The sequence below is a fragment of the Stenotrophomonas lacuserhaii genome, from assembly GCF_014836545.1.
GTDB lineage: Bacteria > Pseudomonadota > Gammaproteobacteria > Xanthomonadales > Xanthomonadaceae > Stenotrophomonas > Stenotrophomonas lacuserhaii.
The window spans coordinates 171,245-193,416 of record NZ_JACSQS010000003.1; the positions used below are offsets into that span (position 1 = coordinate 171,245).

At 67.6% G+C, this 22,172-nt stretch carries 19 protein-coding genes; 11 read left to right on the plus strand and 8 right to left on the minus strand.

Going from position 1 to position 22,172, the window contains the following annotated elements; translation table 11 throughout:
• Positions 1 to 15: 15 nt before the first annotated feature.
• Positions 16 to 1,866, minus strand: a complete 1,851-nt coding sequence (gene rpoD / locus H9654_RS04995; protein ID WP_101101316.1) for an RNA polymerase sigma factor RpoD — start codon at positions 1,864 to 1,866, stop codon at positions 16 to 18.
• Positions 1,867 to 1,957: 91 nt separating this feature from the next.
• The gene (gene dtd, locus H9654_RS05000; protein ID WP_191769492.1) at positions 1,958 to 2,398 is read right to left on the minus strand and encodes a D-aminoacyl-tRNA deacylase; all 441 of its coding nucleotides are present in this window, start codon (positions 2,396 to 2,398) and stop codon (positions 1,958 to 1,960) included.
• Between the two features lie 60 nt (positions 2,399 to 2,458).
• Here dtd and H9654_RS05005 point away from each other — a divergent pair, with 60 nt between their 5' ends.
• The 4 genes from H9654_RS05005 to H9654_RS05020 all read left to right on the plus strand — a co-directional run bounded on the left by H9654_RS05005 (position 2,459) and on the right by H9654_RS05020 (position 6,653).
• Positions 2,459 to 3,376, plus strand: coding sequence for a lauroyl acyltransferase (locus tag H9654_RS05005; RefSeq protein ID WP_191769494.1), 918 nt, complete (start codon positions 2,459 to 2,461; stop codon positions 3,374 to 3,376).
• Between the two features lie 35 nt (positions 3,377 to 3,411).
• Positions 3,412 to 4,554 carry a GTP cyclohydrolase II RibA gene (ribA, locus tag H9654_RS05010; protein WP_372487479.1) on the plus strand — a complete coding sequence of 381 codons (1,143 nt, stop codon included), beginning with the start codon at positions 3,412 to 3,414 and terminating at the stop codon, positions 4,552 to 4,554.
• Positions 4,555 to 4,638: 84 nt separating this feature from the next.
• Positions 4,639 to 5,112, plus strand: a complete 474-nt coding sequence (locus H9654_RS05015) for a PH domain-containing protein (RefSeq protein WP_042614471.1) — start codon at positions 4,639 to 4,641, stop codon at positions 5,110 to 5,112.
• Positions 5,109 to 6,653, plus strand: coding sequence for a PH domain-containing protein (locus H9654_RS05020; protein WP_191769496.1), 1,545 nt, complete (start codon positions 5,109 to 5,111; stop codon positions 6,651 to 6,653). Before H9654_RS05015 ends, H9654_RS05020 begins: the two co-directional genes overlap by 4 nt.
• A gap of 19 nt (positions 6,654 to 6,672) precedes the next feature.
• Here the strand turns inward: H9654_RS05020 and H9654_RS05025 are convergent, their stop codons facing one another.
• The gene (locus H9654_RS05025; protein WP_101101328.1) at positions 6,673 to 7,707 is read right to left on the minus strand and encodes a CDP-glycerol glycerophosphotransferase family protein; all 1,035 of its coding nucleotides are present in this window, start codon (positions 7,705 to 7,707) and stop codon (positions 6,673 to 6,675) included.
• Between the two features lie 100 nt (positions 7,708 to 7,807).
• Here H9654_RS05025 and H9654_RS05030 point away from each other — a divergent pair, with 100 nt between their 5' ends.
• Positions 7,808 to 8,602 (plus strand): glycosyltransferase family 2 protein, encoded by a 795-nt coding sequence (locus H9654_RS05030; protein WP_191769498.1) that lies wholly within the window; start codon positions 7,808 to 7,810, stop codon positions 8,600 to 8,602.
• Positions 8,603 to 8,608: 6 nt separating this feature from the next.
• On the opposite strand, the gene H9654_RS05035 is transcribed toward H9654_RS05030, so the two are convergent.
• The 5 genes from H9654_RS05035 to def form a co-directional block, all read right to left on the minus strand.
• On the minus strand, positions 8,609 to 9,859 hold the full coding sequence (locus H9654_RS05035; RefSeq protein WP_191769641.1) for an O-antigen ligase family protein: 1,251 nt from the start codon (positions 9,857 to 9,859) through the stop codon (positions 8,609 to 8,611).
• Between the two features lie 163 nt (positions 9,860 to 10,022).
• Positions 10,023 to 11,744, minus strand: coding sequence for an ArnT family glycosyltransferase (locus H9654_RS05040; protein ID WP_191769500.1), 1,722 nt, complete (start codon positions 11,742 to 11,744; stop codon positions 10,023 to 10,025).
• A gap of 25 nt (positions 11,745 to 11,769) precedes the next feature.
• Entirely contained in the window at positions 11,770 to 13,101 is a 1,332-nt protein-coding gene (rsmB, locus tag H9654_RS05045; RefSeq protein ID WP_191769502.1) for a 16S rRNA (cytosine(967)-C(5))-methyltransferase RsmB, read from the minus strand.
• A gap of 4 nt (positions 13,102 to 13,105) precedes the next feature.
• Complete coding sequence (gene fmt / locus H9654_RS05050) at positions 13,106 to 14,029, minus strand: methionyl-tRNA formyltransferase (protein ID WP_191769503.1); 924 nt, start codon at positions 14,027 to 14,029, stop codon at positions 13,106 to 13,108.
• A gap of 119 nt (positions 14,030 to 14,148) precedes the next feature.
• The gene (gene def / locus H9654_RS05055) at positions 14,149 to 14,661 is read right to left on the minus strand and encodes a peptide deformylase (RefSeq protein ID WP_191769505.1); all 513 of its coding nucleotides are present in this window, start codon (positions 14,659 to 14,661) and stop codon (positions 14,149 to 14,151) included.
• A gap of 131 nt (positions 14,662 to 14,792) precedes the next feature.
• Here def and H9654_RS05060 point away from each other — a divergent pair, with 131 nt between their 5' ends.
• From H9654_RS05060 to H9654_RS05085, 6 genes are all read left to right on the plus strand, one after another.
• Positions 14,793 to 15,932, plus strand: a complete 1,140-nt coding sequence (locus tag H9654_RS05060) for a LysM peptidoglycan-binding domain-containing protein (protein WP_042614478.1) — start codon at positions 14,793 to 14,795, stop codon at positions 15,930 to 15,932.
• 90 nt (positions 15,933 to 16,022) lie between these two features.
• Positions 16,023 to 17,174 (plus strand): DNA-processing protein DprA, encoded by a 1,152-nt coding sequence (dprA, locus tag H9654_RS05065; protein WP_191769507.1) that lies wholly within the window; start codon positions 16,023 to 16,025, stop codon positions 17,172 to 17,174.
• 16 nt (positions 17,175 to 17,190) lie between these two features.
• On the plus strand, positions 17,191 to 17,664 hold the full coding sequence (locus H9654_RS05070) for a DUF494 family protein (RefSeq protein WP_057507476.1): 474 nt from the start codon (positions 17,191 to 17,193) through the stop codon (positions 17,662 to 17,664).
• A 39-nt stretch (positions 17,665 to 17,703) separates the two neighbouring features.
• Positions 17,704 to 18,447 carry a GYF domain-containing protein gene (locus tag H9654_RS17925; protein ID WP_191769509.1) on the plus strand — a complete coding sequence of 248 codons (744 nt, stop codon included), beginning with the start codon at positions 17,704 to 17,706 and terminating at the stop codon, positions 18,445 to 18,447.
• 52 nt (positions 18,448 to 18,499) lie between these two features.
• Positions 18,500 to 19,429, plus strand: coding sequence for an RDD family protein (locus H9654_RS05080; RefSeq protein ID WP_191769510.1), 930 nt, complete (start codon positions 18,500 to 18,502; stop codon positions 19,427 to 19,429).
• Between the two features lie 190 nt (positions 19,430 to 19,619).
• Entirely contained in the window at positions 19,620 to 22,094 is a 2,475-nt protein-coding gene (locus tag H9654_RS05085; protein ID WP_191769512.1) for a DNA topoisomerase I, read from the plus strand.
• The last annotated feature ends 78 nt before the right edge of the window (positions 22,095 to 22,172 follow it).

The following is a 22,172-nucleotide window of genomic DNA, read 5'->3' on the forward strand; positions in this document are numbered from 1 at the left end:
AGGCACCGACAGGGATCAGTCGATATCCAGGAAGCTGCGCAGCTGCTCGGAACGGCTCGGGTGACGCAGCTTGCGCAGCGCCTTCGCTTCGATCTGGCGGATGCGCTCGCGGGTGACGTCGAACTGCTTGCCGACTTCTTCCAGCGTGTGATCGGTGTTCATGTCGATGCCGAAGCGCATGCGCAGCACCTTGGCTTCCCTCGGGGTGAGGCCGGCCAGCACGTCGCGCACGGTTTCAGACAGGTTGATGTTGGTGGTGTTCTCGATCGGGGACTCCACGTTGGTGTCCTCGATGAAGTCGCCCAGATGCGAATCCTCGTCGTCGCCGATCGGGGTTTCCATCGAGATCGGCTCCTTGGCGATCTTCATCACCTTGCGGATCTTGTCTTCCGGCATGTCCATTTCCTTGGCCAGCTCCTCCGGCGTGGCCTCGCGGCCGTACTGCTGGAGCATCTGGCGGGAAATGCGGTTCAACTTGTTGATCGTTTCGATCATGTGCACCGGAATACGGATGGTGCGCGCCTGGTCGGCGATCGAACGGGTGATGGCCTGGCGGATCCACCAGGTCGCATAGGTGGAGAACTTGTAGCCGCGACGGTATTCGAACTTGTCCACGGCCTTCATCAGGCCGATGTTGCCTTCCTGGATCAGGTCGAGGAACTGCAGGCCGCGGTTGGTGTACTTCTTGGCGATGGAGATGACCAGGCGCAGGTTGGCCTCGACCATTTCCTTCTTGGCCTTGCGCGCACGGGCTTCGCCGTAAGCCATCGCACGGCTGATTTCCTTCAGGTCATCCAGGCTCAGCAGGGTGCCCTTCTCGATATCGATCGTGGCCTGCTGTTCGGAGATGATCTGGTCCTTGACGTCACGCAGGGCCGAGGACCACTTCTGCTTGCGCTTCAGTGCGTCTTCCACCCACTCAAGGTTGGTCTGGTTGCCTTCCCACGAACGGATGAAGTCCTTGCGCGGCATGCGCGCGGTGACCGTGGCCAGGTTCAGCACGCGACGCTCATGCGACTTGATGCCAGCCATGGTGTCGCGCAGCTGCTTGGTCAGCACGTCGGTCAGCGGCAGCGGCAGCTTCAGCGTGACGAACACCGCCGACATCTCCTCGCGGAGCTTCAGCAGGTTCTTGCCATCGCCCTTGGCGGCCGCCTTCTTGAAGGCATTGAAGGCATCAGCCAGCGCCTGCATGCGCGCGGCGACTTCTTCCGGATCCGGACCGGTCGGGCCGGCTTCTTCCTCGGCGTCGTCGCCGTCTTCTTCCTCGTCGTCGTCCTCGTCGGCATCAGCGTCGTCGCTGGTGTCCTCGACAACGGCCGGGGCCGGCACTTCTTCGGACAGGTCGTTGAAGCCGACGATCACTTCGGCCAGGCGCTTCTTGCCTTCCTTGTGCGCTTCGTAATCGGACAGCAGCGATTCGACCGACACCGGGAACAGGCCGAGTGCGGCCTGGACCTGGCCCAGGCCTTCTTCGATGCGCTTGGCGATGGCGATTTCGCCTTCGCGGGTCAGCAGCTCGACCGTACCCATTTCGCGCATGTACATGCGCACCGGGTCGGTGGTGCGGCCACCTTCGGTGTCGAGTGCGGTCAGTGCGGCAGCGGCTTCTTCAGCGGCGGTGTCATCCACCTCGCGATTGCCGGTGTTGCCGTCATTGAGCAGCAGGGTTTCCGCATCAGGGGCCACTTCATGGACATCAATGCCCATGCCGTTGATCATGCCGATGATGTCTTCGATCTGCTCCGGATCGACCATGTCGTCGGGCAGGTGATCGTTGACTTCGGCATAGGTCAGGTAGCCCTGTTCCAGGCCCTTGCTGATCAGTTGCTTGATTTCGGATTGGGCAGGACGTTCGTTGGCCATGGATGCTCGCGCCACCGGCTGGAGTAGGAAAAGGGAACGTAGCATTATACCAGCCCCTCGCCCGGCCTGCCCGGGCGGTGGTCCCGGGGGGTCAGGGCCTGAGCAGGAAGGTCACGGGACCGTCGTTGACCAGGCTGACGACCATATGGGCGCCAAAGCGTCCCGTTTCCACCCCGAAGGCATGCTTTTCACGACATATCTCCGCAAAACGGTTGAACCCGCGTTCAGCCTCGGCCGGCGGCGCCGCCGTGGTGAAGCTGGGACGCATGCCGGAGGCGGTGTCTGCGACCAGCGTGAACTGGCTGACCAACAGCAACCCGCCGCCGGTGTCGCGAAGAGACCGGTTCATTTTTCCCGCCTCGTCAGCAAACACACGGTAGCCGAGCAACCGATCGGCCATCCGCTGCAGCTGGGCCTCCGAATCGCCAGGCTCCATGCCCACCAGGGCCAGCAGGCCCGGGCCGATCTGCCCCACGGCCAGATCATCGACGTGGACGGCGGCCTGGCTGACGCGCTGGATCAGGACGAGCATGGGGACCTCGAAGCAGGGGCAGCCCGCCACCTTAGCAGCGGCCACGCTAAACTTGGGCGGATGAATCCGGAACGCAAAGCCCGGCTGGCCTACCGGGCCGCCACCCTGTTCACCCACCTGCCGTGGCCGGTCCTGCGCGGCTTCGCCCACGCTCTCGCCTGGGCGTGGATCCGCGGCAACGCACGGGAAAGCCGGGTGACCCGACGCAACCTGGAACTGGCCTACCCGGAACTGGACGGCGTACAGCGCGCGCGGATGCACCGCGACGTATTGCGCTCCACTGCCCTGCAGGCGGTGGAGACACTCTGGCTGTGGACCCGCCCAGCGGCGAGCAACCTGCGCGATAACCTGAAGGAACGCCACGGCGAGGCGCTGTACGACGACGCGCTGGCGTCCGGCAAGGGCGTGATCGTGGCCGCTCCGCACTTCGGCAACTGGGAGCTGTTGAACCAGTGGCTGGCCTCTCGCGGGCAGATCGCCATCGTCTACAAGGCGCCGGAGGATCCGGCCGGCGATGCCTTCCTGCAGATCGTGCGCGGCGGCCACAATGTGCAGCAGGTGCGTGCCGAAGGCCCCGCGGTGCGCCAGTTGTTCAAGGTGCTCAAGGACGGCGGCGCTACCGGAATCCTGCCCGACCAGCAGCCCAAGGCCGGCGACGGCGTGTTCGTGCCCTTCTTCGGCATGCCCGCCCTGACCATGACCCTGGTCAACCGGCTGGCCGAGCGCACGGGCGCTACCGTGCTGTATGGCTGGTGCGAACGCAGTGGCCCGGACATGCAGTTCGCCCTGCACCTGGAAGCCGCCGATGCGGCAGTCGCCGACCCGGACCTGCACGTGGCCGCCGCCGCACTGAACGCCGGCATCGAGCGCATTGCACGGCGTGACCCGGCGCAGTACCAGTGGACCTACAAGCGCTATACCCTGCGCCCAGACGACCAGGAGCCCAACCCCTACGCCACCGCCAGGCATCCACACTGACGGTTGATTCCGTCGTCGTGGCCCCCATTTATCGCTTGCTTACTCCCTGCCCCGGTCCTGCCATGCCTGCTGCTGCCCCCTCCCTGTTTGGTGACCCGGCGGCGATCCGTTGCGAACGCGCGGTCGCCGAACTGCGATCCGGACGCCCGGTGGTGATCACCGGCGATGCGCAGCAGCGGATGGCGGTGATCGCGCTGGACAGCGCCACCCGGCGCAGCTTCGATGCCTTCGCCGGACTGGCCGCCGGCCGCCATTACCTGTTCCTGACCGAGACCCGTGCCCGCGTGCTGGGCATGGAAGCGCCGCAAGGTGTGCGCCTGCCACTGCAGGGGATCGACTTCGATGCCCTGCCCTCGCTGGGCTACCTGCGCGAGCCCGGCCCGATGCCGGCAGAGGCAAGCGCTGGCGATGCGCTGGATGCCGGTGCGGTGGAGCTGGCACGGCTGGGGCTGCTGCTGCCGGCAATGGTCGGCCTGCCGCTGGACCCGGCGGATTCGCGCTTTGAAGCGGCCGCCCAGGTCGCCCTGTGCGACCTGGCCGAGGGCGCCGCGCATGCGGCCCATGATTACGAACTGGTGGCACGCTCACCGGTGCCGCTGCGCGACATCGGCATGACCACCTTCGCGGTGTTCCGCGGCGGCGTGGCGCAGCGCGACCAGGTCGCGATCATCGTCGGCCAGCCCGACCTTGCCGCCGTGGTGCCGGTGCGCGTGCATTCGTCCTGCCTGACCGGCGATCTGTTCGGCTCGTTGAAGTGCGATTGCGGCGACCAGCTGCGGCGCGGCCTGCACAAGCTGAAGGAACTCGGCGGCGGTGTGCTGCTGTACCTGGACCAGGAAGGCCGTGGCACCGGCATCGCCGCCAAGATGCGCGCCTACGGTTACCAGCACGACGGACTGGACACCATCGACGCCGATGCGCAGCTGGGCTTCGGCGCCGACGAGCGCCGCTACGGCAGCGCGGTGGCGATGCTGCGGGGCTTGGGCATCGCGCGGATCGCACTGCTCAGCAACAACCCGACCAAGGCGCAGCGCCTGCGCAATGCGGGCATGGACGTGGTCGAGTGCATTCCGGTGACCGGTGACATCACCACCGAGAACGAGCACTACCTGCGCACCAAGGCCGAGCGCGCCGGCCATCTGCTGGACGTGGACGCACTGATCCAGGCCGCCCAGTAGCATGGCGCAGGCCCGGCCCTGCTAACGTTGTCGCCATTGCCTGCACCCGGAGCCTGCGTGACCTCACCTTCAACCTCCACTGACATGCCCGACGGCTGGCAGCTGCTGCCGCTGCGCGCGGCACGCCTGGCCGCACTCGGCGGACTGCCGGCCGGCGCGGTATTCCCCGGGCTGCCCGCCGCCGCGGCCTGGTGGCTGCTGGACCTGCCGGGCGGTATCGCAGCGGCCGTCGCGTGGCTGCTGGCCGGGGCGCTGCTGGGGGCACGGATCGGCTGGCGCAGGATGCGCCGCACCTGGTGGAGGCTGGATGGCACCGGGCTGGGCCTGCGCCGGGACCTGTGGTGGCAGCGCGATACCCGCGTGCCGACCTCGCGCGTGCAGCACCTGGACGTCCGTCGCGGCCCGCTGCAGCGCCGCGCGCGGCTGGCCACGCTGGTGGTCCACACCGCCGGCAGCCGCTTCAGTGCGGTGGTGCTGGACGGCCTGGACGAGGCCGATGCCGAGCACCTGCGCGACACCCTCGCGCGCCAGCTGGACCAGGACGCCGACGCCCTGTGAGCACCGCGCCTCCGCCCCTGCCGAGCGCCGACCAGGAGCGCCGGTTGCATCCGTGGTCCTGGCTGTTCGTGCTGATCCTGCAGCTGCGCCAGTACCTGCTGCCGCTGGTCGCGCTGCTGGTGTTCGGCCAGCGCGGCGACCGCGACCCGCTATGGGCCCAGTTGGGCCCGCTGATCGTCATCGTGGTGCTGGTGCTGGCTTCGGTGCTGCAGTACCTGAGCTACCGTTACCGCATCGGCGAGGAAGGCATCAGCATCCGCAGCGGCGTGTTTTCCCGCAACCGGCGAGAGATCCCGTTCGCGCGCATCCACAACGTGGTGGTGCACCAGAACCTGCTGCACCGGTTGTTCGGGGTGGCCGAACTGCGACTGGAATCGGCCGGTGGCAACCGCCCTGAAGCCGAGATGCGCGTGCTGCGGCTGGATGAGGCGTTGGCGCTGGAGCAGCGCGTACGCCACCGCGGCCCGGCGCCGCAGCTGGACGCCGGCCGTGCCGACGACGGCACGCCGCCGCCGCTGCCGGAGGCCGACGAGCGCCACCTCCTGCTGCGCATGACCCACGGCGAAGTCGTGAAACTGGGCCTGCTGTCCAACCGCGGCTGGGTGATGGTGGCCGCAGCGCTGGCGGCGTTGGTGCAGGTGGTGCCCCGGCGCAGCATGGATGCCTTCGTCGAGCAGGGAGGCCGCCAGGCCTTCGGCTATGCCAGCGGCCTGCAGCCCGGGATCAGTGGCCTGCTGCTGATCGCAGCGGGGCTGCTGATCGCCGGCTGGCTGACCCTGCGCGCACTGTCGGTGCTGCTGGCCCTGTTGCGCTATTACGGCTTCGAGCTGAGCGAACAGCAGCGGCGGCTGACCGTCAGCAGTGGCTTGCTGAGCAAGGTGCGCAGCAGCGTGGCACTGCGCCGCATCCAGGCCTGGACACTCAGTGAAACGCTGCTGCAGCGGTGGGCCGGCCGGCGCCAGCTGCGCATCGACAGTGCCGCCAGCCAGGGCACTGAAGACCACCAGCAGCGCGGACTGCGCGAGCTGGCTCCACTGGCCACCCCACAGGCCTGCGATGCGTTGGTGAGCCACCTGTTGCCACAGGTGCAATGGCCGCCTGCGCAGTGGCAGCCGGTGCCGCTGCGCGGAAGCTGGCGCCTGTGCCTTACCAGCCTGTGGCTGACCCCGGTGCTGGCGGCAGGATTGACCTGGCGCTGGGGCTACCCGGGCCTGCTGGTGCTGGCCTGGGTACCGGTGGCGCTGTGGACGGCACGCCTGCAGATGGCGCGCATCGGCTGGCACCTGGACGACCAGCATGTGGCGCTTCGGGGTGGCTGGTGGCGCCGCTGGTGGCGCTGGGCGGAACTGGACAAGCTGCAGGCGCTGCGCCTTTCACGCTCGCCGCTGGACCGTCTGCTGGGCACCAGCAGCGTCTGGCTGGATACCGCTGGTGCACGCGGAGACGTCGCGCTGTGCCTGCGCTATCTGCCGCAGGCGCAGGCCGCGGAGGTGCTGGAAACACTCGGTGCGGCGCTCGCCCGGCGCAAGCTGCGCTGGTGATCCAGCGCTGCACGCAGTGTCAGCGGGTGCGCGCTGGACCCCAGTAGCCGATGCGCCGGCGCAGTTTGATCTTGCGCCAGAAGTTCAGCGGCTTGGGCTTGCGGTTGCGCCCCCCTTTGGCGACGAAGTCATCGATCGCCTGCAGGATCCGCTCGCTGGAACGCCCGTCGCGATAGGGATGCAACGTATCGGCGAACTCGCGGATGGCTGCCATCAGCTCCGGCGGCCGGGCGAGTGCACGCCGGATCGCGCCTTCGAATTCGGCCGGGTCATCGATGTCGATGAGCTGCGGGCCGGGGCGACGGTTCTTGAAGGTAACCACCGGCTTGTAGGTCAGCAGGAACTCGTTCAATGCCGAAGACGTGTCCGAACACATCAGGTCGACCTGCGGGAACAGCTCCAGGATGTTGTCGTTGTCTGCAAACCGCAGGTACTCGTTTTCCAGCGCGCGGTAGCGCGCCACGATCTCCGGATCCATCTTCGGATGGAAGGTGACGATCCAGCGCCATTCGCCGGTGCGCGACAGCCGCGCGATCTCGTCATGCAACACACCGGCCGCGCTCCAGGACGGTGAGAACGTCGAGTGGTACAGCACCACCGGCGGTTCACGCACCGGTTCGGGCTGTGCCGGCAGCTGGCTCATGAACGGGTCGATCTTCGGGAATCCGGTCTCCACCACCGCGAAATGGCCCTGCGCCTCGGCCAACGCCGAGAACGCGGCCGTGTCACGCGGACCGGTGGTGCAGTACAGATCGAAGAAACCGCGCACGTAGATGTGCCGCGGCTTGCCCGCATCGAAGCCATGGAAGGTTTCCACCTTCACGCCGGGAAAAAAGTGCGGCACCGCATTGGACGAGGTGATCACCGCATAGGGGTCCCAGGCGCGCACCTGCTCCACCGTCAGCAGGGTTTCATCCGCGGCGAGGTCTTCCGCGCCGGGACCGTCGAAGAACCAGGCCGTCTCGTCGCCGCGCGCCCGGATCGCCGCCTGCACGGGCCGCAGGATGGCCAGCGCGTAACGTTCCGATCCGTACAACAGGTAGTGGCGTGGCACGTCGGTCTGCTCCTCTTCGATGGCCGGCGGCTAGTATCGCATCGCCAATCGGCGGTGTCGCTGCTAGGCTCTGCCACGAACACGCCCAAGGCCCGGTTGCATGACCTCTACCCGACCCGAACCGCGCGCGCCCTTGTCGGCCTGCATCATCACCTTCAACGAGGCCGACCGACTGGCCGACTGCCTGGCCTCGCTGTCCTTCTGCGAGGACATCGTAGTGGTGGATTCTTTTTCCACCGACGCCACCGTGGAGGTCGCCCGTGCCGCCGGTGCCCGCGTGCTGCAGCGCCCCTTCGATGGCTTCCGCAGCCAGAAGGACTTCTGCGTGCAGCAGGCCGCGCATGACTGGGTGCTGTGCCTGGACGCCGACGAGCGCGTGTCCGCACCGCTGCGCCAGAGCATCGAAGCGGCGCGCGCGGCCGGCTTTGGCAGCGTCGCCGGCTATCGCTTCGCGCGCTGCTCGGAATACTACGGACGCTTCCTCAAGCACGGCACCGCCTACCCGGACCGCGTACTGCGGCTGTTCGACCGTCGTCGTGGCGGCTGGCGCGGCGACCGCGAAATCCACGAAGCGGTATCACTGGACGGACCGGCCGGCCTGCTGCCAGGCGACCTGCTGCACCACCCGTTCCGCAACTTCATGCAGCTGCTGGACAAGAAGCAGAAGTACGCGCGGATGATGGCCGAACACGAGTTCGCGCGTGGCCGCAGGGCCACCCTGGCCAAGCTGGTGCTGGCCCCGGCATGGCGGTTCTTCCGCGGCTACGTGCTGCGCGGTGGGATGCTGGATGGCTGGCCGGGGCTGATTGAATCCTTCGTCAGCGCCAACTACGTGCGGCAGAAGACGATCATGCTGTGGCTGCTGCAGAACGGGCAGCCGGTCGGTGGAAAGTAACCCCGCTCAGGCCGCGTCGGGCGCCGCAGCGGCGGACAGCCGACGCTGGTGGCGCAGGGCTTCCAGGCGCGACAGCCCGGCCAGCGCGCCGACGATGGAAGCGTAGAAGCTGGCGGTGATCTGGTGGGCGAACATCGACTGGGTCAGCCCGCACAGAATGTAGCTGACCACGATCATCACCCCGGCGGCCGCCGGCCCGCGGAAGGTGGAACGGCCACTGCGCCGGTGCAGCCACAGGAACAGCCACAGCGGCACGCCGTACACGGCCAGCAGCAGCAGGGCGCCCGGCGCGCCCTGGGTGGCGCCCCATTCGGCGAGGTCGTTGTGCGCATGGCCCAGGTGGCAACGCGGTTCCATCGGGTCGTCGCGGCACTCCGGCAAGCGCTGCATGGCGGTGTCGAAATGGCCCACGCCCACACCGGTCAACGGATGGTCCACGAAGGTGTCCCAGGCAACCTGGAGGCGCTCCACGCGCGCACCTGCCGATGAATCGGTATCGCCGTGTTCGAGCCGCCGCACGTCGTTCTGCAGCTCGGTCAGCCGCACCTGCTGGCGCAGCTCCGGTACGGCGACAAGCGCCACGCCGGCCACGCCAAGCATCGCCGCCAGGATCAGCAGCCGTAGGCGCAGGGTGCGCCAGCGCAGGCTCAGTGCCATCACCAGGAACACCGCCAGCAGCGCCAGCAACGCACCGCGGCTGCCGGTCAGCACCAGCGCCGCGCACCCCAGGGCCAGCGCCGGCAGGCCCCAGGCCCAACCGCGTACACCGTGGGGCCGGCAGAACAATGCGAGCACCAGCAGCATCACCACGATGTCCGCCAGCACGATGGCATTGGTGAACAGCTCCGCACGCGGCGCGCCTCCCAGCACCTGTCGCAACGACAGCACGAAGACCAGCACCAGTCCCACCAGGGCGCCACGCCACAGCCAGCGCAGCCGAAGGTCCAGCGCGCACACCCACAGCGCGATCCACGGCATGACGAAGAATCGCGAGCGGTTGTCCACGTCGCGGAAGCCATGCTCGAACAGCAGCATCGACACCACCCCGCCCGCCAGGACCGCCAGCATCAGCAGCGCCAGCACCTTCACCGTCGGCCCCGCGTCGCGGCGGGCATCCCACAGCAGCCCGGGCACCAGCAGGGTACTGGCCAGAAGGAGCAGCCCGAACGGCAGCAGGTTGACCGGCGTGGAAACCACCAGCGCCGGCATCAGCAGCAGCCCAAGCTGACCCATGCCGCGGGCAATGCGCGCACGCATGCCTTGCGGCGCCCCGGATCGGTGCAGGTCGTTGGCGTAGCCGTAGGGAGGCAGACTCACTGGAGGGTCATCACGTCAGGTCGGCAAGGGACAGCGATTCTGGCCAGCCGACACAGAACGCGCGCTGTCCGCTGGAACGCTGCAGGCAGCTGGCTGCACGCGGTCATTCTTCGAACTGCCGCGCCTGCAGCGCACGCTCGCGCTCGCGCGCATCGGCAGGCAGCTCGCAGGCACCGTGGACAGCGGCGGCCGGCACCAGCCACCAACGACGGCGGTTGGAGATTCCGGCCAACTCGGCGCGGCTGCGGTCCACGCAGGGCAACAGGGCGTCCTGCTGCACCAGCAGCCAGCGCGTGGCCGGCGCCTGTGCCTGCCAGGCAACGCCATCGCGGAGCTGTGCATCCCAGTCCTTCTGGAAGCCGAAGGTCGCCGCCGGGCGGTCGGCCATCAGCAGGTTCTGCTCTTTCCACGCCACCAGCCCCAGTTCGGCATCGGGCCCGATGCGCTGGCCAACGGCGTGCATCAGCCCACTGGCCGAACTGGCGCTGTTCAACAACGGATAGCCGACCAGGCTGTACAGCAACCAGACCCCGGTCAGCGTGGATACCACGCCCAGATGCGCGCGGCGATGCCCCCAGGCCAGCAGGCTGACCACGCCCCAGCAGCCCATCGCCACGGCGGCCCAGGCCAGTGAGGCGATCGCGGCCTGGTCGATGCCGCGCGAGCCCATCAACCTCGCCTCCAGGCCCCCTTGGCCGGTCAACAGCGCGCCGCCCGCGCCGAGCGTGAACAGTGCCAGCCCTGCAGTGAAGGCCGCCAGCAGCCACTGGAACGCGCGCTTGCGCAGCAGGCCGGGCAGCAGCGGCGCCAGCGCCAGGCAGAACATCGGCAGCGAAGGCAGGATGTAGACATCACGCTTGCCATCGGGGATGGAGAAGAACAGCACGATCAACGCCCACCAGCCCAGCAGGACCAGATAGCGCGGGTCACGCCGACGCAGCCTTCGCCACCACGCCGGGATCGCCCAGGGAACGGCCAGGAACGCCGGGATCCACATCGACGGCATGGTGGCGAGGAAGTACCACCACGGCTGGTGGTGGTCCCAGGACTGCGCATAGCGGCCAGCGGTCTGGCGGAACAGGATGTCGTCCATGTAGGCGCGGTACTCGACCGACCCCGTGGACAGCGCGACGACCACCATCGGCACCAGCCACAGCGCGATCGCCAGCAGGAACAGCAGCGGCGCCACCCAGAACCGCCAGTGGCGGACACTCAGCCCCACCCCACGCCAACCCCATACCGACGCCAGCGCGGCCGGGATGATCATCAGCAGCGCGACCACGCCCACGCCCTTGGTGATCACCCCCAGCCCGGCGGCGAACCAGCCGAACCACCACCAGCCCCACGCCGGCCCCAGCAGCAGATGCCGGATCAACCCATAGTTGGCCAGGGTGATGAAGAACACGATCAGCGGATCGATCTGCGCCTTCTTCGACTGGAAGGTGAAATGCAGTGCGAACAGCAGCAGCCAGGCCGCGTACAGCCCCACCCGCCGCGTCCACAGCCGCCGCCCCAGGTCATGCACGCACCACAGTGTGCCCAGCGCAGCCAGCATCGACGGCAACAGGAAGGCGATGCGCCAGTTGCCGATGACCGAATACAGCGTGGCCTGCAGCCACATCAGCATTGGCGGCTTGTCCGAATACAGCTCCAGCCCGCGGTGTGGGAACAGCCAGTCGCCGCTGGTCACCATCTGCTTGGCGACCAGCGCGAAACGCGGCTCGTCCGACGGCCAGGGATCGCGCAGCCCCAGGCCTGCGCCCAGCACCAGCAGGGCCATCAGCACCAGCAGCGAGGTCTCACGGGAAGCGCGTGTGGTCAGCATGGGCACCGCAGGCTCGGAAAAGGTATCAGGCGCTTTTTAGCAGACGCGCATAGAAAAAGCCGTCGCCGCCATCATCACCCGGCAGTCGCTGGCGTGCCACTCCCGCACAATCAATGCCGAATCCGTCATCCAGCGCGTCGGCAGAGGCATCCGGATGCCACTTCAGGAACGCCTGCACCTGGTCTATGTTCTCCGCGCGCAGTATCGAGCAGGTGGCGTACAGCAGCACGCCACCTGGACGCAGCATCGACCAGCACGCTTCAAGCAACCGCGCCTGCACGCCCACCAGCGCGTCGACGTCCTCGGCGCGACGATGGAACATCACATCGGGCTGGCGACGGATGATGCCGGTCGCCGAACACGGAGCATCGAGCAGGATCGCGTCGAACGGCACCCCGTCCCACCACGAACCGGGATCACTCGCATCAGCTGCCTTGACCTGCGCATCGGCACCAACGCCAGTGCGGGAGAAGGTGTCCTTGACCCGCGCCAGCCGGCGCGCATCGATGTCCAGCGCCAGCAGGCGCAGCGACGGATCACGTTCCAGCAGGTGCGCGGACTTGCCCCCAGGGGCGGCGCAGGCGTCGAGCACGCGCGCACCCGTCGGCGGCGCCAGCGCATCGGCGGCGCACTGCGCGGACAGGTCCTGCACCGACAGCGCGCCCTCGTTGAAGCCGGGCAGCTGGTTGACCGCCGCCGAGGACGCCAGGCGGATCGCATCCGCGCTCACCGGACCGGCCTCGGCACTGATGCCGGCGGCCTCCAGCGCGGCCAGCGACGCTGCACGATCACCCTGCTGGCGGTTGACGCGCAGCCACAACGGCGCCGGCTGCAGGCTGGCGGCGAAGATCGCCTCGGCCTGGACCGGCCAGTCGCGCTCGATGCTTTCGGCCAGCCAGGCCGGGAACGCATCACGCGGCGGCTGTACCGGGAATCCTTCGCGCTGCGCACGGCGCAGGATCGCGTTGACCAGGCCCGCCTGGCGCTCACGCCCCAGCGCGCGGGCGGCGTCGACCGTGGCCGACAGCGCGGCATGGGCCGGCAGTTCCAGCACGTCCAGCTGCGCGAAGCCGACCATCAGCAACGTGCGCAGGTCGGCATCGCGCGCCGACAACGGCTTCTGCATCCAGCTGGCCAGCGCCGCGTCGTAGGTACTACGCCGGCGCAGCACCGCAAAGCACAGCGCTTCCAGCAGCGCGCGGTCGCGGGTGTCGGCCAGCTTGGGCAGCGCCCAGGCCAGCTCGGCCTTCAGCGAACGCCCACGGGTGAACACCTGCGCCAGCACGCGCGCGGCCAGCATGCGCGTGGCGGCACCCGGCGCGGCGTGGGAAATCTTGAGGTCATCCTGCTTGCTCACCGGCTCAGGCTCCCACGCGCAGGTCGCGGCGCGCGTTGAGGTAGTCGGCGGCAGTGATCGCCTTGCCACCTTCGCGCTGCAGCACGCGCAGGCGCAACGCGCCTTGCCCGCAGGCGATGTCGATGCCTTCGCGGGCAGCGCCGATCACCGTGCCCGGCGCATGGCCGCCGTTGTCATCCAGCGCCACCGCGCCATGGATGCGCACCCGTTCGCCGGCCAGTTGTGCTTCGGCGATCGGCCACGGATTGAACGCCAGCACGGTGCGCGCCAGCGACGCGGCATCCATGCTCCAGTCCAGCCTTGCTTCGGCCTTGTCCAACTTGTGCGCATAGGTCACCCCTTCGACCGGCTGCGGCTGCACGACCGGCTTCAGGCCGGCGCGCAGCAGGCCCAGACCATCGGCCAGCACCTGCGCACCCAGTTCGGCCAGCTTGTCGTGCAGCTGTCCGCCGGTGTCCGTCGGCAGGATCGGCAGCGCCTGCTGCAGCAGCACCGGGCCGGTATCCAGGCCGGCTTCCATCTGCATCAGGCACACGCCGGTCTGCGTATCCCCGGCCTGGATGGCACGCTGGATCGGAGCGGCACCGCGCCAGCGCGGCAACAGCGAGGCGTGCACGTTCCAGCAGCCGTGGGTGGGGATGCCCAGCACCGCGCGCGGCAGGATCAGGCCATAGGCCACCACCACCATCAGGTCCGGCTGCAGCTCGCGCAGCTGCTGCTGGGCAGCCTCATCCTTCAGGTTTTCCGGCTGCAGGACCGGGATGCCGCGGGCCACCGCTTCCAGCTTCACCGGCGACGGCGCAAGGCCCCGTCCGCGCCCGGCCGGACGATCCGGCTGGGTATAGACGGCCACCACTTCGTGATGGCGCGCAGCCGCGCGCAGCGACGACACCGCGAACTCCGGCGTACCGGCAAAGACAATCCTCATGGTCACCCCATTGCGCAGGCCAGCGACCTGCAGGTCAGAAAACGGCACCGCGCTCCGGTGCCGCAGGGTCCGCGCAGGCGCGGACGGTCGGCACGGCAGCGGCCGTGCCCGGTGATGGATCAGGCGACGTGCTTGCGCGCCTTGGCCAGCTTCTTGCGCACCATCTCGCGCTTCAGCGGCGACAGGTAATCGATGAACAGCTTGCCGTCCAGGTGGTCCATTTCATGCTGCACGCAGACCGCCAGCAGGCCGTCGGTGGCCAGCTCCTGCGCCTGGCCCTGGCGGTCCAGGTAGCGCACGGTGATCTGGTCGGCGCGGGTGACGTCGGCAAAGATGCCCGGCACCGAAAGGCAACCTTCCTGGTAGACCTGGCCACCGTCCTGCTGGACGATCTCCGGGTTGATGAAGACCATCGGCTGGTTCTTTTCTTCGCTCACGTCGATGACCATGAAGCGCTTGTGCACGTCCACCTGGCTGGCCGCCAGGCCGATGCCGGGTGCGTCGTACATGGTCTCGAACATGTCCGTCAGCAGGGTCTGGAAGGCCGGCGTGGTGACCTCGGCGGCGTCGACCGACACGGCCTTGGTGCGCAGGCGCGGATCGGGAAACTCGAGAATTGGGAGCAGTGCCATGGCAGTAATCATCTGGGTGGGGGCCGGTCAACGCCGGCCTGCGTTGTAATTCTATCGCCAACGCTTGCCCTGCGCCCCGGTTTCTGGACTATAGTGCGCCAACCTGTTGGGGAACCGGGCTGACCACTCCTATGTTGCTACGAATCCGCACGGTCGTCGCCGCGGCGATGTTGACCGTTGCCGCCTATGCTACCGCCGTCGAAATGAACGGGCACCCGACCACCTATGTCGTCCAGAAGGGCGACACACTGTGGGATATCTCTGCGCGATTCCTGAAAAAGCCTTGGCTTTGGCCGGAAATCTGGCAGGCGAATCCCCAGGTGGCGAACCCGCACCTGATCTACCCGGGCGATGTGCTGAGCCTGGCCTACCTGGACCGCGTCGTGGCGCGTCAGGAGCCCGGACCGCGCCAGGAAGCGCCGATCACCGGCATTCCGCTGTCCGAAGTCGAGCCTTTCCTGAAAGAACTGAGCGTGGTCGATCGCATCGATCACCTGCCCTATGTGGCCGGGCTGGAAGACAACCGCCTGCGCGCCACCTCGGGCCAGCTGGCTTACGTGCACGGGCTGGACGGCGCCGCCGTGGGCCAGCGCTACGCCGTGGTCCGGCCGACGGTGCGCTATGCACTGCCCAAGCCCACCGAGGACCTGGACGCCAGCGGCCGCACGACGCCGGGCAGCGGCAACCTGTGGAAGGACTTCACCGTCCCGAACAAGCGTCCGCACCAGCAGCTGGGCTATGAACTGGCCAAGGTCAACGTCGGCACCATCACACGCGTGCCCTCGGGCAACGTGGATGTCGCCACGCTGGCGCTGCAGGGCACCGGCGATGGCCGCGAGGTGCGCGCCGGTGACCGCCTGGTCCCGGTGGAAGCCACGCCGTACGACCTGCAGTTCTTCCCGCATGTCCCGGCGCCGGGCACCGACGGGCTGGATGTCCGGGTACTGGCGGTAGCGGACATGCTGCTGTCCGGCGGCGCACGTGATGTCATTGCCCTTTCCGCAGGCAGCGCGCAGGGCGTGGACAACGGCACGGTGTTCTCGCTGTGGCGGCAGGGCAGCCACGTCAAGCACGTGATGAAGGCCCCGAATTCGTCGCAGATGGACGATTCGCGCGTCGATGGCAACAACCGCCTGACCATGCCGGATGAATATGCCGCCCATGCCATGGTGTTCCGTACGTTCGACAACGTCAGCTATGCGCTGGTGATGGAAGGCATCAAGCCGGTGCTGGTGGGCTACAACGCCCGCCACCCCGACGCGACGGAGTAAGTGGACTGACGGCCGACGGCCGTCTCCCACTGACAGCACACCGCAACGGCGCCCTAGGGCGCCGTTGCCGTATACGCGGCAGGCTGGGCCATGGATGAGGAAACCCGAGCCCTGTTGACCCTGGTCCTTGCCGGTGGCGGACTGCCGGCGCGGCGCGCGCTGGCCTGCGCTCGCCCCAGCGTGGCCGCCGCGCTGGACGCCGGGCCGGTCGCCTGGCGGCAGGCCGGCTGCTCGCCCGGCCAGCTGCGCCGCCTCGCCGCGCCGGATCCGGCTGCACTGGAGGCCGCCCTGCGCTGGCTGAAGCAAGACGGCCACCACCTGCTGCCGCTTGGCGATCGACGCTTCCCGGCCTTGCTGCGCACGATCCCGGAGCCTCCCCTGGCGCTGTTCGTGCACGGAAACCCCGCCCCGCTGGGGCATCCGTCCATCGCCGTGGTGGGCAGCCGTTCGCCCACACCGAGCGGGCGCGCACTGGCTGCCGAGTTCAGCACCGCATTCTGCAATGCCGGCCTGGCCGTGATCAGCGGACTGGCTGCCGGCGTCGACGCGTCGGCCCATCGTGCCGCGCTGGTGGCAGGCGGCATCACCCTTGCGGTGATCGGCTGCGGGCCGGACACGGTGTTCCCATCGCATCACGTCGCATTGCAACGCGAGATCGCCGACCACGGCGTGGTCGTCAGCGAATATCCTCCCGGCACGCCGGCCCGGGCAGCGCATTTCCCCGCCCGCAACCGGCTGGTAGCTGGGCTGGCGCTGGCAACGGTGGTGATCGAAGCCGCCAACCGCTCGGGCGCACTGATCACCGCACGATTGGCCGCCGAAGCCGGACGCGAGGTCTGCGCCCTGCCTGGCTCGGTCCGCAATCCGCGGGCCGCTGGTTGCCACCGCTTGATCCGCGACGGTGCCGCATTGGTGGAAACCCCCGGCGAGGTGATGGCCCTGATTGCCCCGCAGGTGGCCACCGCCCTGCCCGACTTGCAAAGTCGCCTTCAGGCCCCCACTGAACAGGGACGGCGAGCCCATCTTCCTGCACACATGGCGTCCGAACCGGACTACCAGACCTTGTGGAAAGCGCTCGACCACGACCCAATCCCTATGGATTCATTGATCACGCACTGTGGATTGACGGCCGCCCGGCTGTCCTCCATGCTGCTGGCCATGGAACTGGCGGGTATCGTGGTGTGCGAACACGGCCGCTACTGTCGAAACCCTGGTTTCCCAACCTCCACAGCGTCCAGATGACGCAGGCCGAGGGGCAATGAAAGAGAGCATTCTCGATGTGCTGCTGTACCTGTTTGAACACTATTTCAGCGAAGACGCTGATCTCATCCGCGACCGCGACTCCCTCCAGAACGGCCTGATCCAGGCGGGCTTCAGCCCGGCCGAGACCGCCAAAGCGTTCGATTGGCTGGACGCACTGGCCGCCCAGCGTCCTACCGTGTCGCAGGCCCGGGTCGACGGCCCGGTACGCGTCTACCACGGTCCGGAGCTGGACAAGCTGGACGTGGAATGCCGCGGTTTCATCCTGTACCTGGAGCAGCACGGCATCCTGGATGCCGACCAGCGCGAGCTGGTGCTGGACCGTGCCATGGCGCTGGACCAGGACGAACTGGACCTGGACGACCTCAAGTGGGTGGTCCTGATGGTGCTGTTCAACCAGCCCGGCTCGGAAGCCGCGTATGCCTGGATGGAAACGCAGATGTTCATGGACGAGCCAGAACCCCTTCACTGACCGTACACTGCATGCCTTGCGCATACAGGGGGCGTTCACGTGAGCGAGTGGTTCCATGCCGAGGGCAGCCGCCAGGTTGGTCCGGTTTCGGCTGAAGACATGGGGGAGCTGTTCCGGGGCAACCGGATCGGACTGGATACACTGGTATGGCGCGAGGGCCTGCCGGCATGGCAGCCGCTGCGCACCGTGGTGGAAGAGCTGGGGCTGACCGCGGTCCCAGCTGCCACTGCTGCGGCCAACGTCCCCCCGTTGCCACCAGTGCCACCGGGCAGTCCTCCTGCCCCTCCCTCGTCCGCTGCGCCCTATGCCGGTGCGCGCGCGCTGCCGATGCAGGCCCAGAAGAAGCCACTGTCCGGCTGTGCGATGACCGCCGTCATCGGCGGTGCGGCGTTGCTGGTGCTGGTGCCGGTGTGCGCCATCCTGGCGGCCATCGCACTGCCGGCCTACAACGACTACACGATCCGCGCCAAGGTGGCGCACTCGGTGGCGGCGCTGCAGCCACTGCAGGTGCAGGTGGCGGAATTCGTCAACCGTGAAGGCCGTTGCCCGACCCGCGCCGACCCCGATTTCCCGGCCCACGACCACTACACTGGGCAGGGCCTGTCGAGCGTGCAGTTCGGTCAGTTCGAGAACGATCACTGCGGCATCGAAGCGACGTTGGCGGTAGGCGAGTCAAAGGTCGACGGCGACCTGCTCTGGCAGGAGTACGATCCCCAGGCGTCGCGCTGGGAATGCAGCAGTGACGGCGCCGATAAATACCTGCCCGTGAACTGCCGCGACTGAGCCGGCAGGCGGGCACGGACCGATTTCCAAGGAAGACCCACAGGGGATGATGATGAGTGAGTGGTATTACGCCGAAGGCCAGCAGCGCCAGGGCCCGGTAGCCGAGCAGGAAATCCGCCAGCTGTTCCAGCGCAGCCAGATCACGCTGGATACGCTGGTTTGGCGCGAGGGAATGGGACAATGGGCCGCACTGCGCACGGTGGTCGATGAGCTGCAGCTGCAGACCCTGGCTTCGGTTGCCGCCGAGCCGAGCACCGGTTTCGACCTGCGCGGCGACTACGCGGCGATCGACAACGGCACCGCGCCGCTGCCGGGCAGTGGCCCGCTGAGCGCGTCGCCGTATGGCGCATCGGCCGCATCGGTGGGCTACGGCAATGCCGTGCCGGTACACGGTGCCGAGGTGCTGTACGCCGGCTTCTGGAAGCGGTTCGCCGCCTACATGATCGACTACGTCATCCTGACCGCGAGCTCGATGATCATCGGGGCCATCGTCGGACTGGGCATCGGTGGCGCGGCCAGCCTGGCCGGTGGGGGTTCGACCACCGCAGGCGTGCTCAGCCAGCTGCTCGGCGCGCTGATCGGCTTCGGCATCAGCCTGGCCTATTACGGCTGGTTCCACGCCTCGATCGGCGGGGCGACCCCGGGCAAGATGGCGCTGGGCATCAAAGTGGTGCGCAGCGATGGCGACCGGATCTCCGGCGCGCGCTCGATCGGCCGCTACTTCGCCACCCTCCTGAGCAGCCTGACCCTGCTGGTCGGCTACATCATGGCCGCCTTCACCGAGCGCAAGCAGGCCCTGCACGACATGATCTGCGACACCGTCGTGGTCGATAAGTGGGCCTTCACCGACCAGCCGCACCTGCAGCGTCCGCAACTGGGCGCAGTCGGCGTGGTGGTGCTGGTACTGACCGGTATCCTGTTCATCGGCCTGATCATCGCGATGGTCGTGGCGGTCGGCGCGATCGCCAGGATGGCCGGCTGAATACAGGCGGATGCGGGCGGCGCGCTTGACAGAGCGCTCACGACGTGATTCCTCTAATAAGGTAAAAGCTGAACGCCCGGCTCATCCCCGGGCGTTCAGTTTATGGAAATCGACCCGGCCGCTTCACTAATGCGGCCATTTGCTCCACCCTAGCGGCCCTTCCCGGCCGTGCGCACACAAAAGCGACCCCATGCCCAAGCACCTGCTCATCGTCGAATCGCCCGCCAAGGCCAAGACGATCAACAAATACCTCGGCAAGGACTACACCGTCCTGGCCTCGTATGGGCATGTGCGCGACCTGATACCCAAGGAAGGCGCGGTCGACCCGGACAACAACTTCGCGATGCGTTACGACGTCATCGACAAGAACGAAAAGCACGTCGATGCCATTGCCAAAGCCGCAAAGGGCGCCGACGACATCTTCCTGGCGACCGATCCGGATCGCGAGGGTGAAGCGATCAGCTGGCATATCGCCGAGATCCTGAAGGAACGTGGCCTGGTCGGCGACAAGCCGATGCAGCGGGTGGTGTTCACCGAAATCACCCCGCGGGCCATCAAGGAGGCCATGAACCAGCCGCGCGCCATTGCCGCCGACCTGGTCGATGCGCAGCAGGCCCGCCGCGCGCTGGACTACCTGGTCGGCTTCAACCTGTCCCCGGTGCTGTGGCGCAAGGTGCAGCGCGGCCTGTCCGCCGGCCGCGTGCAAAGCCCGGCGCTGCGCATGATCGTGGAGCGCGAGGAAGAGATCGAAGCCTTCATCGCCCGCGAGTACTGGTCCATCGCCGCGGCCTGCGCGCATCCTTCGCAGCCGTTCAACGCCAAGCTGATCAAGCTGGACGGGCAGAAGTTCGAACAGTTCACCGTCACCGACGGCGACACCGCAGAAGCCGCACGCCTGCGCATCCAGCAGGCCGCCCAGGGCAGCCTGCATGTCACCGACGTGGCCAGCAAGGAACGCAAGCGCCGCCCGGCACCGCCGTTCACCACCTCCACCCTGCAGCAGGAAGCTTCGCGCAAGCTGGGCTTCACCACGCGCAAGACCATGCAGGTCGCGCAGAAGCTGTACGAAGGCGTGGCGATCGGCGAGGAAGGCACGGTTGGCCTGATTTCGTACATGCGTACCGACTCGGTCAACCTGTCGCAGGACGCGCTGGCTGAAATCCGCGACGTGATCGCCCGTGACTACGGCATCGCCTCGCTGCCGGACCAGCCCAACACCTACCAGACCAAGTCCAAGAACGCGCAGGAAGCCCACGAAGCGGTGCGTCCAACCTCCGCGCTGCGGACCCCGGCGCAGGTATCGCGCTTCCTGACCGACGACGAGCGCAAGCTGTACGAGCTGATCTGGAAGCGGTCGGTGGCCTGCCAGATGATCCCGGCCACGCTCAATACCGTCAGCGTGGACCTATCGGCCGGCAGCGAGCATGTGTTCCGCGCCAGCGGCACCACCGTGGTGGTCGCCGGTTTCCTGGCCGTGTACGAAGAAGGCAAGGACACCAAGAGCGCCGATGACGAAGACGAAGGCCGCAAGCTGCCGCTGATGAAGCCCGGCGACCGCGTGCCGCTGGACCGCATCGTCGCTGACCAGCACTTCACCCAGCCGCCGCCGCGCTTCACCGAAGCGGCGCTGGTGAAGGCGCTGGAAGAATATGGCATCGGCCGTCCGTCAACCTACGCCTCGATCATCCAGACCCTGCAGTTCCGCAAGTACGTGGAAATGGAAGGCCGCAGCTTCCGCCCGTCCGACGTGGGTCGCGCGGTCTCCAAGTTCCTGTCCAGCCATTTCACCCAGTACGTGGATTACGACTTCACCGCCAAGCTCGAAGACGAGCTGGATGCGGTGTCGCGTGGCGAAGAGGACTGGATTCCGTTGATGGCCCGCTTCTGGGAGCCGTTCAACAAGCTGGTGGTGGAGAAGAACGAATCGGTCGACCGCGCCGAAGCCAGTGGCGCGCGCGAGCTCGGCACCGATCCCAAGACCGGCAAGCCGGTCAGCGTGCGGCTCGGCCGCTTCGGGCCGTATGCGGCGATCGGCAGCACCGCCGAAGATGCCGAAGACAAGCCGAAGTTCGCCTCGCTGCGCCCCGGCCAGAGCATGCACACCATCAGCCTGGAAGATGCGCTGGAGCTGTTCCTGATGCCGCGCGCGCTGGGCCAGGACAAGGGCGAGGACGTCAGCGTCGGCATCGGTCGCTTTGGTCCGTTCGCCAAGCGTGGCAGCACCTATGCCTCGCTGAAGAAGGAAGATGACCCATACACGATCGACCTGGACCGTGCGGTCTTCCTGATCGAGGAAAAGGAAGAGATCGCGCGCAACCGGATCATCAAGGAATTCGACGGCAGCGAGATCCAGGTACTGAACGGTCGCTTCGGCCCGTACCTGAGCGACGGCAAGATGAACGGCAAGATCCCCAAGGATCGCGAGCCGGCCTCGCTGACCCTGGCCGAAGCGCAGCAGTTCATGGAAGAAACCGGCAAGCCGGTGCGCAAGGGCTTCGGCAAGAAGGCTGCCAAGAAGACCGTGAAGAAGGAGGCCGCGCCGAAGAAGGTCGCCGCCAAAAAGATCGCGGTCAAGAAGGCCACCAAGAAAGCGACCAAGAAGACCGCCAAGAAAGCGGTGAAGAAGGTCGCCAAGAAGGCCGTGGCGAAGAAGACCGCCGGCTGATCCGGCAGGTTCTGGTAGCGCCGGGCCAAGCCCGGTCTCCTGGTAGCGCCGAGCCATGCTCGGCGGAGAACCGGAAGC

What these genes read in the sequence shown, in the direction of transcription:
- rpoD (WP_101101316.1), bottom strand. Translation starts at nt 1,866, where the DNA reads ATGGCCAACGAACGTCCTGCCCAATCCGAAATCAAGCAACTGATCAGC.
- dtd (WP_191769492.1), bottom strand. Translation starts at nt 2,398, where the DNA reads ATGCTCGTCCTGATCCAGCGCGTCAGCCAGGCCGCCGTCCACGTCGAT.
- H9654_RS05005 (WP_191769494.1), top strand. Translation starts at nt 2,459, where the DNA reads ATGAATCCGGAACGCAAAGCCCGGCTGGCCTACCGGGCCGCCACCCTG.
- H9654_RS05015 (WP_042614471.1), top strand. Translation starts at nt 4,639, where the DNA reads ATGCCCGACGGCTGGCAGCTGCTGCCGCTGCGCGCGGCACGCCTGGCC.
- H9654_RS05030 (WP_191769498.1), top strand. Translation starts at nt 7,808, where the DNA reads ATGACCTCTACCCGACCCGAACCGCGCGCGCCCTTGTCGGCCTGCATC.
- H9654_RS05035 (WP_191769641.1), bottom strand. Translation starts at nt 9,859, where the DNA reads ATGCGTGCGCGCATTGCCCGCGGCATGGGTCAGCTTGGGCTGCTGCTG.
- H9654_RS05040 (WP_191769500.1), bottom strand. Translation starts at nt 11,744, where the DNA reads ATGCTGACCACACGCGCTTCCCGTGAGACCTCGCTGCTGGTGCTGATG.
- fmt (WP_191769503.1), bottom strand. Translation starts at nt 14,029, where the DNA reads ATGAGGATTGTCTTTGCCGGTACGCCGGAGTTCGCGGTGTCGTCGCTG.
- def (WP_191769505.1), bottom strand. Translation starts at nt 14,661, where the DNA reads ATGGCACTGCTCCCAATTCTCGAGTTTCCCGATCCGCGCCTGCGCACC.
- H9654_RS05060 (WP_042614478.1), top strand. Translation starts at nt 14,793, where the DNA reads ATGTTGCTACGAATCCGCACGGTCGTCGCCGCGGCGATGTTGACCGTT.
- dprA (WP_191769507.1), top strand. Translation starts at nt 16,023, where the DNA reads ATGGATGAGGAAACCCGAGCCCTGTTGACCCTGGTCCTTGCCGGTGGC.
- H9654_RS05070 (WP_057507476.1), top strand. Translation starts at nt 17,191, where the DNA reads ATGAAAGAGAGCATTCTCGATGTGCTGCTGTACCTGTTTGAACACTAT.
- H9654_RS05080 (WP_191769510.1), top strand. Translation starts at nt 18,500, where the DNA reads ATGAGTGAGTGGTATTACGCCGAAGGCCAGCAGCGCCAGGGCCCGGTA.
- H9654_RS05085 (WP_191769512.1), top strand. Translation starts at nt 19,620, where the DNA reads ATGCCCAAGCACCTGCTCATCGTCGAATCGCCCGCCAAGGCCAAGACG.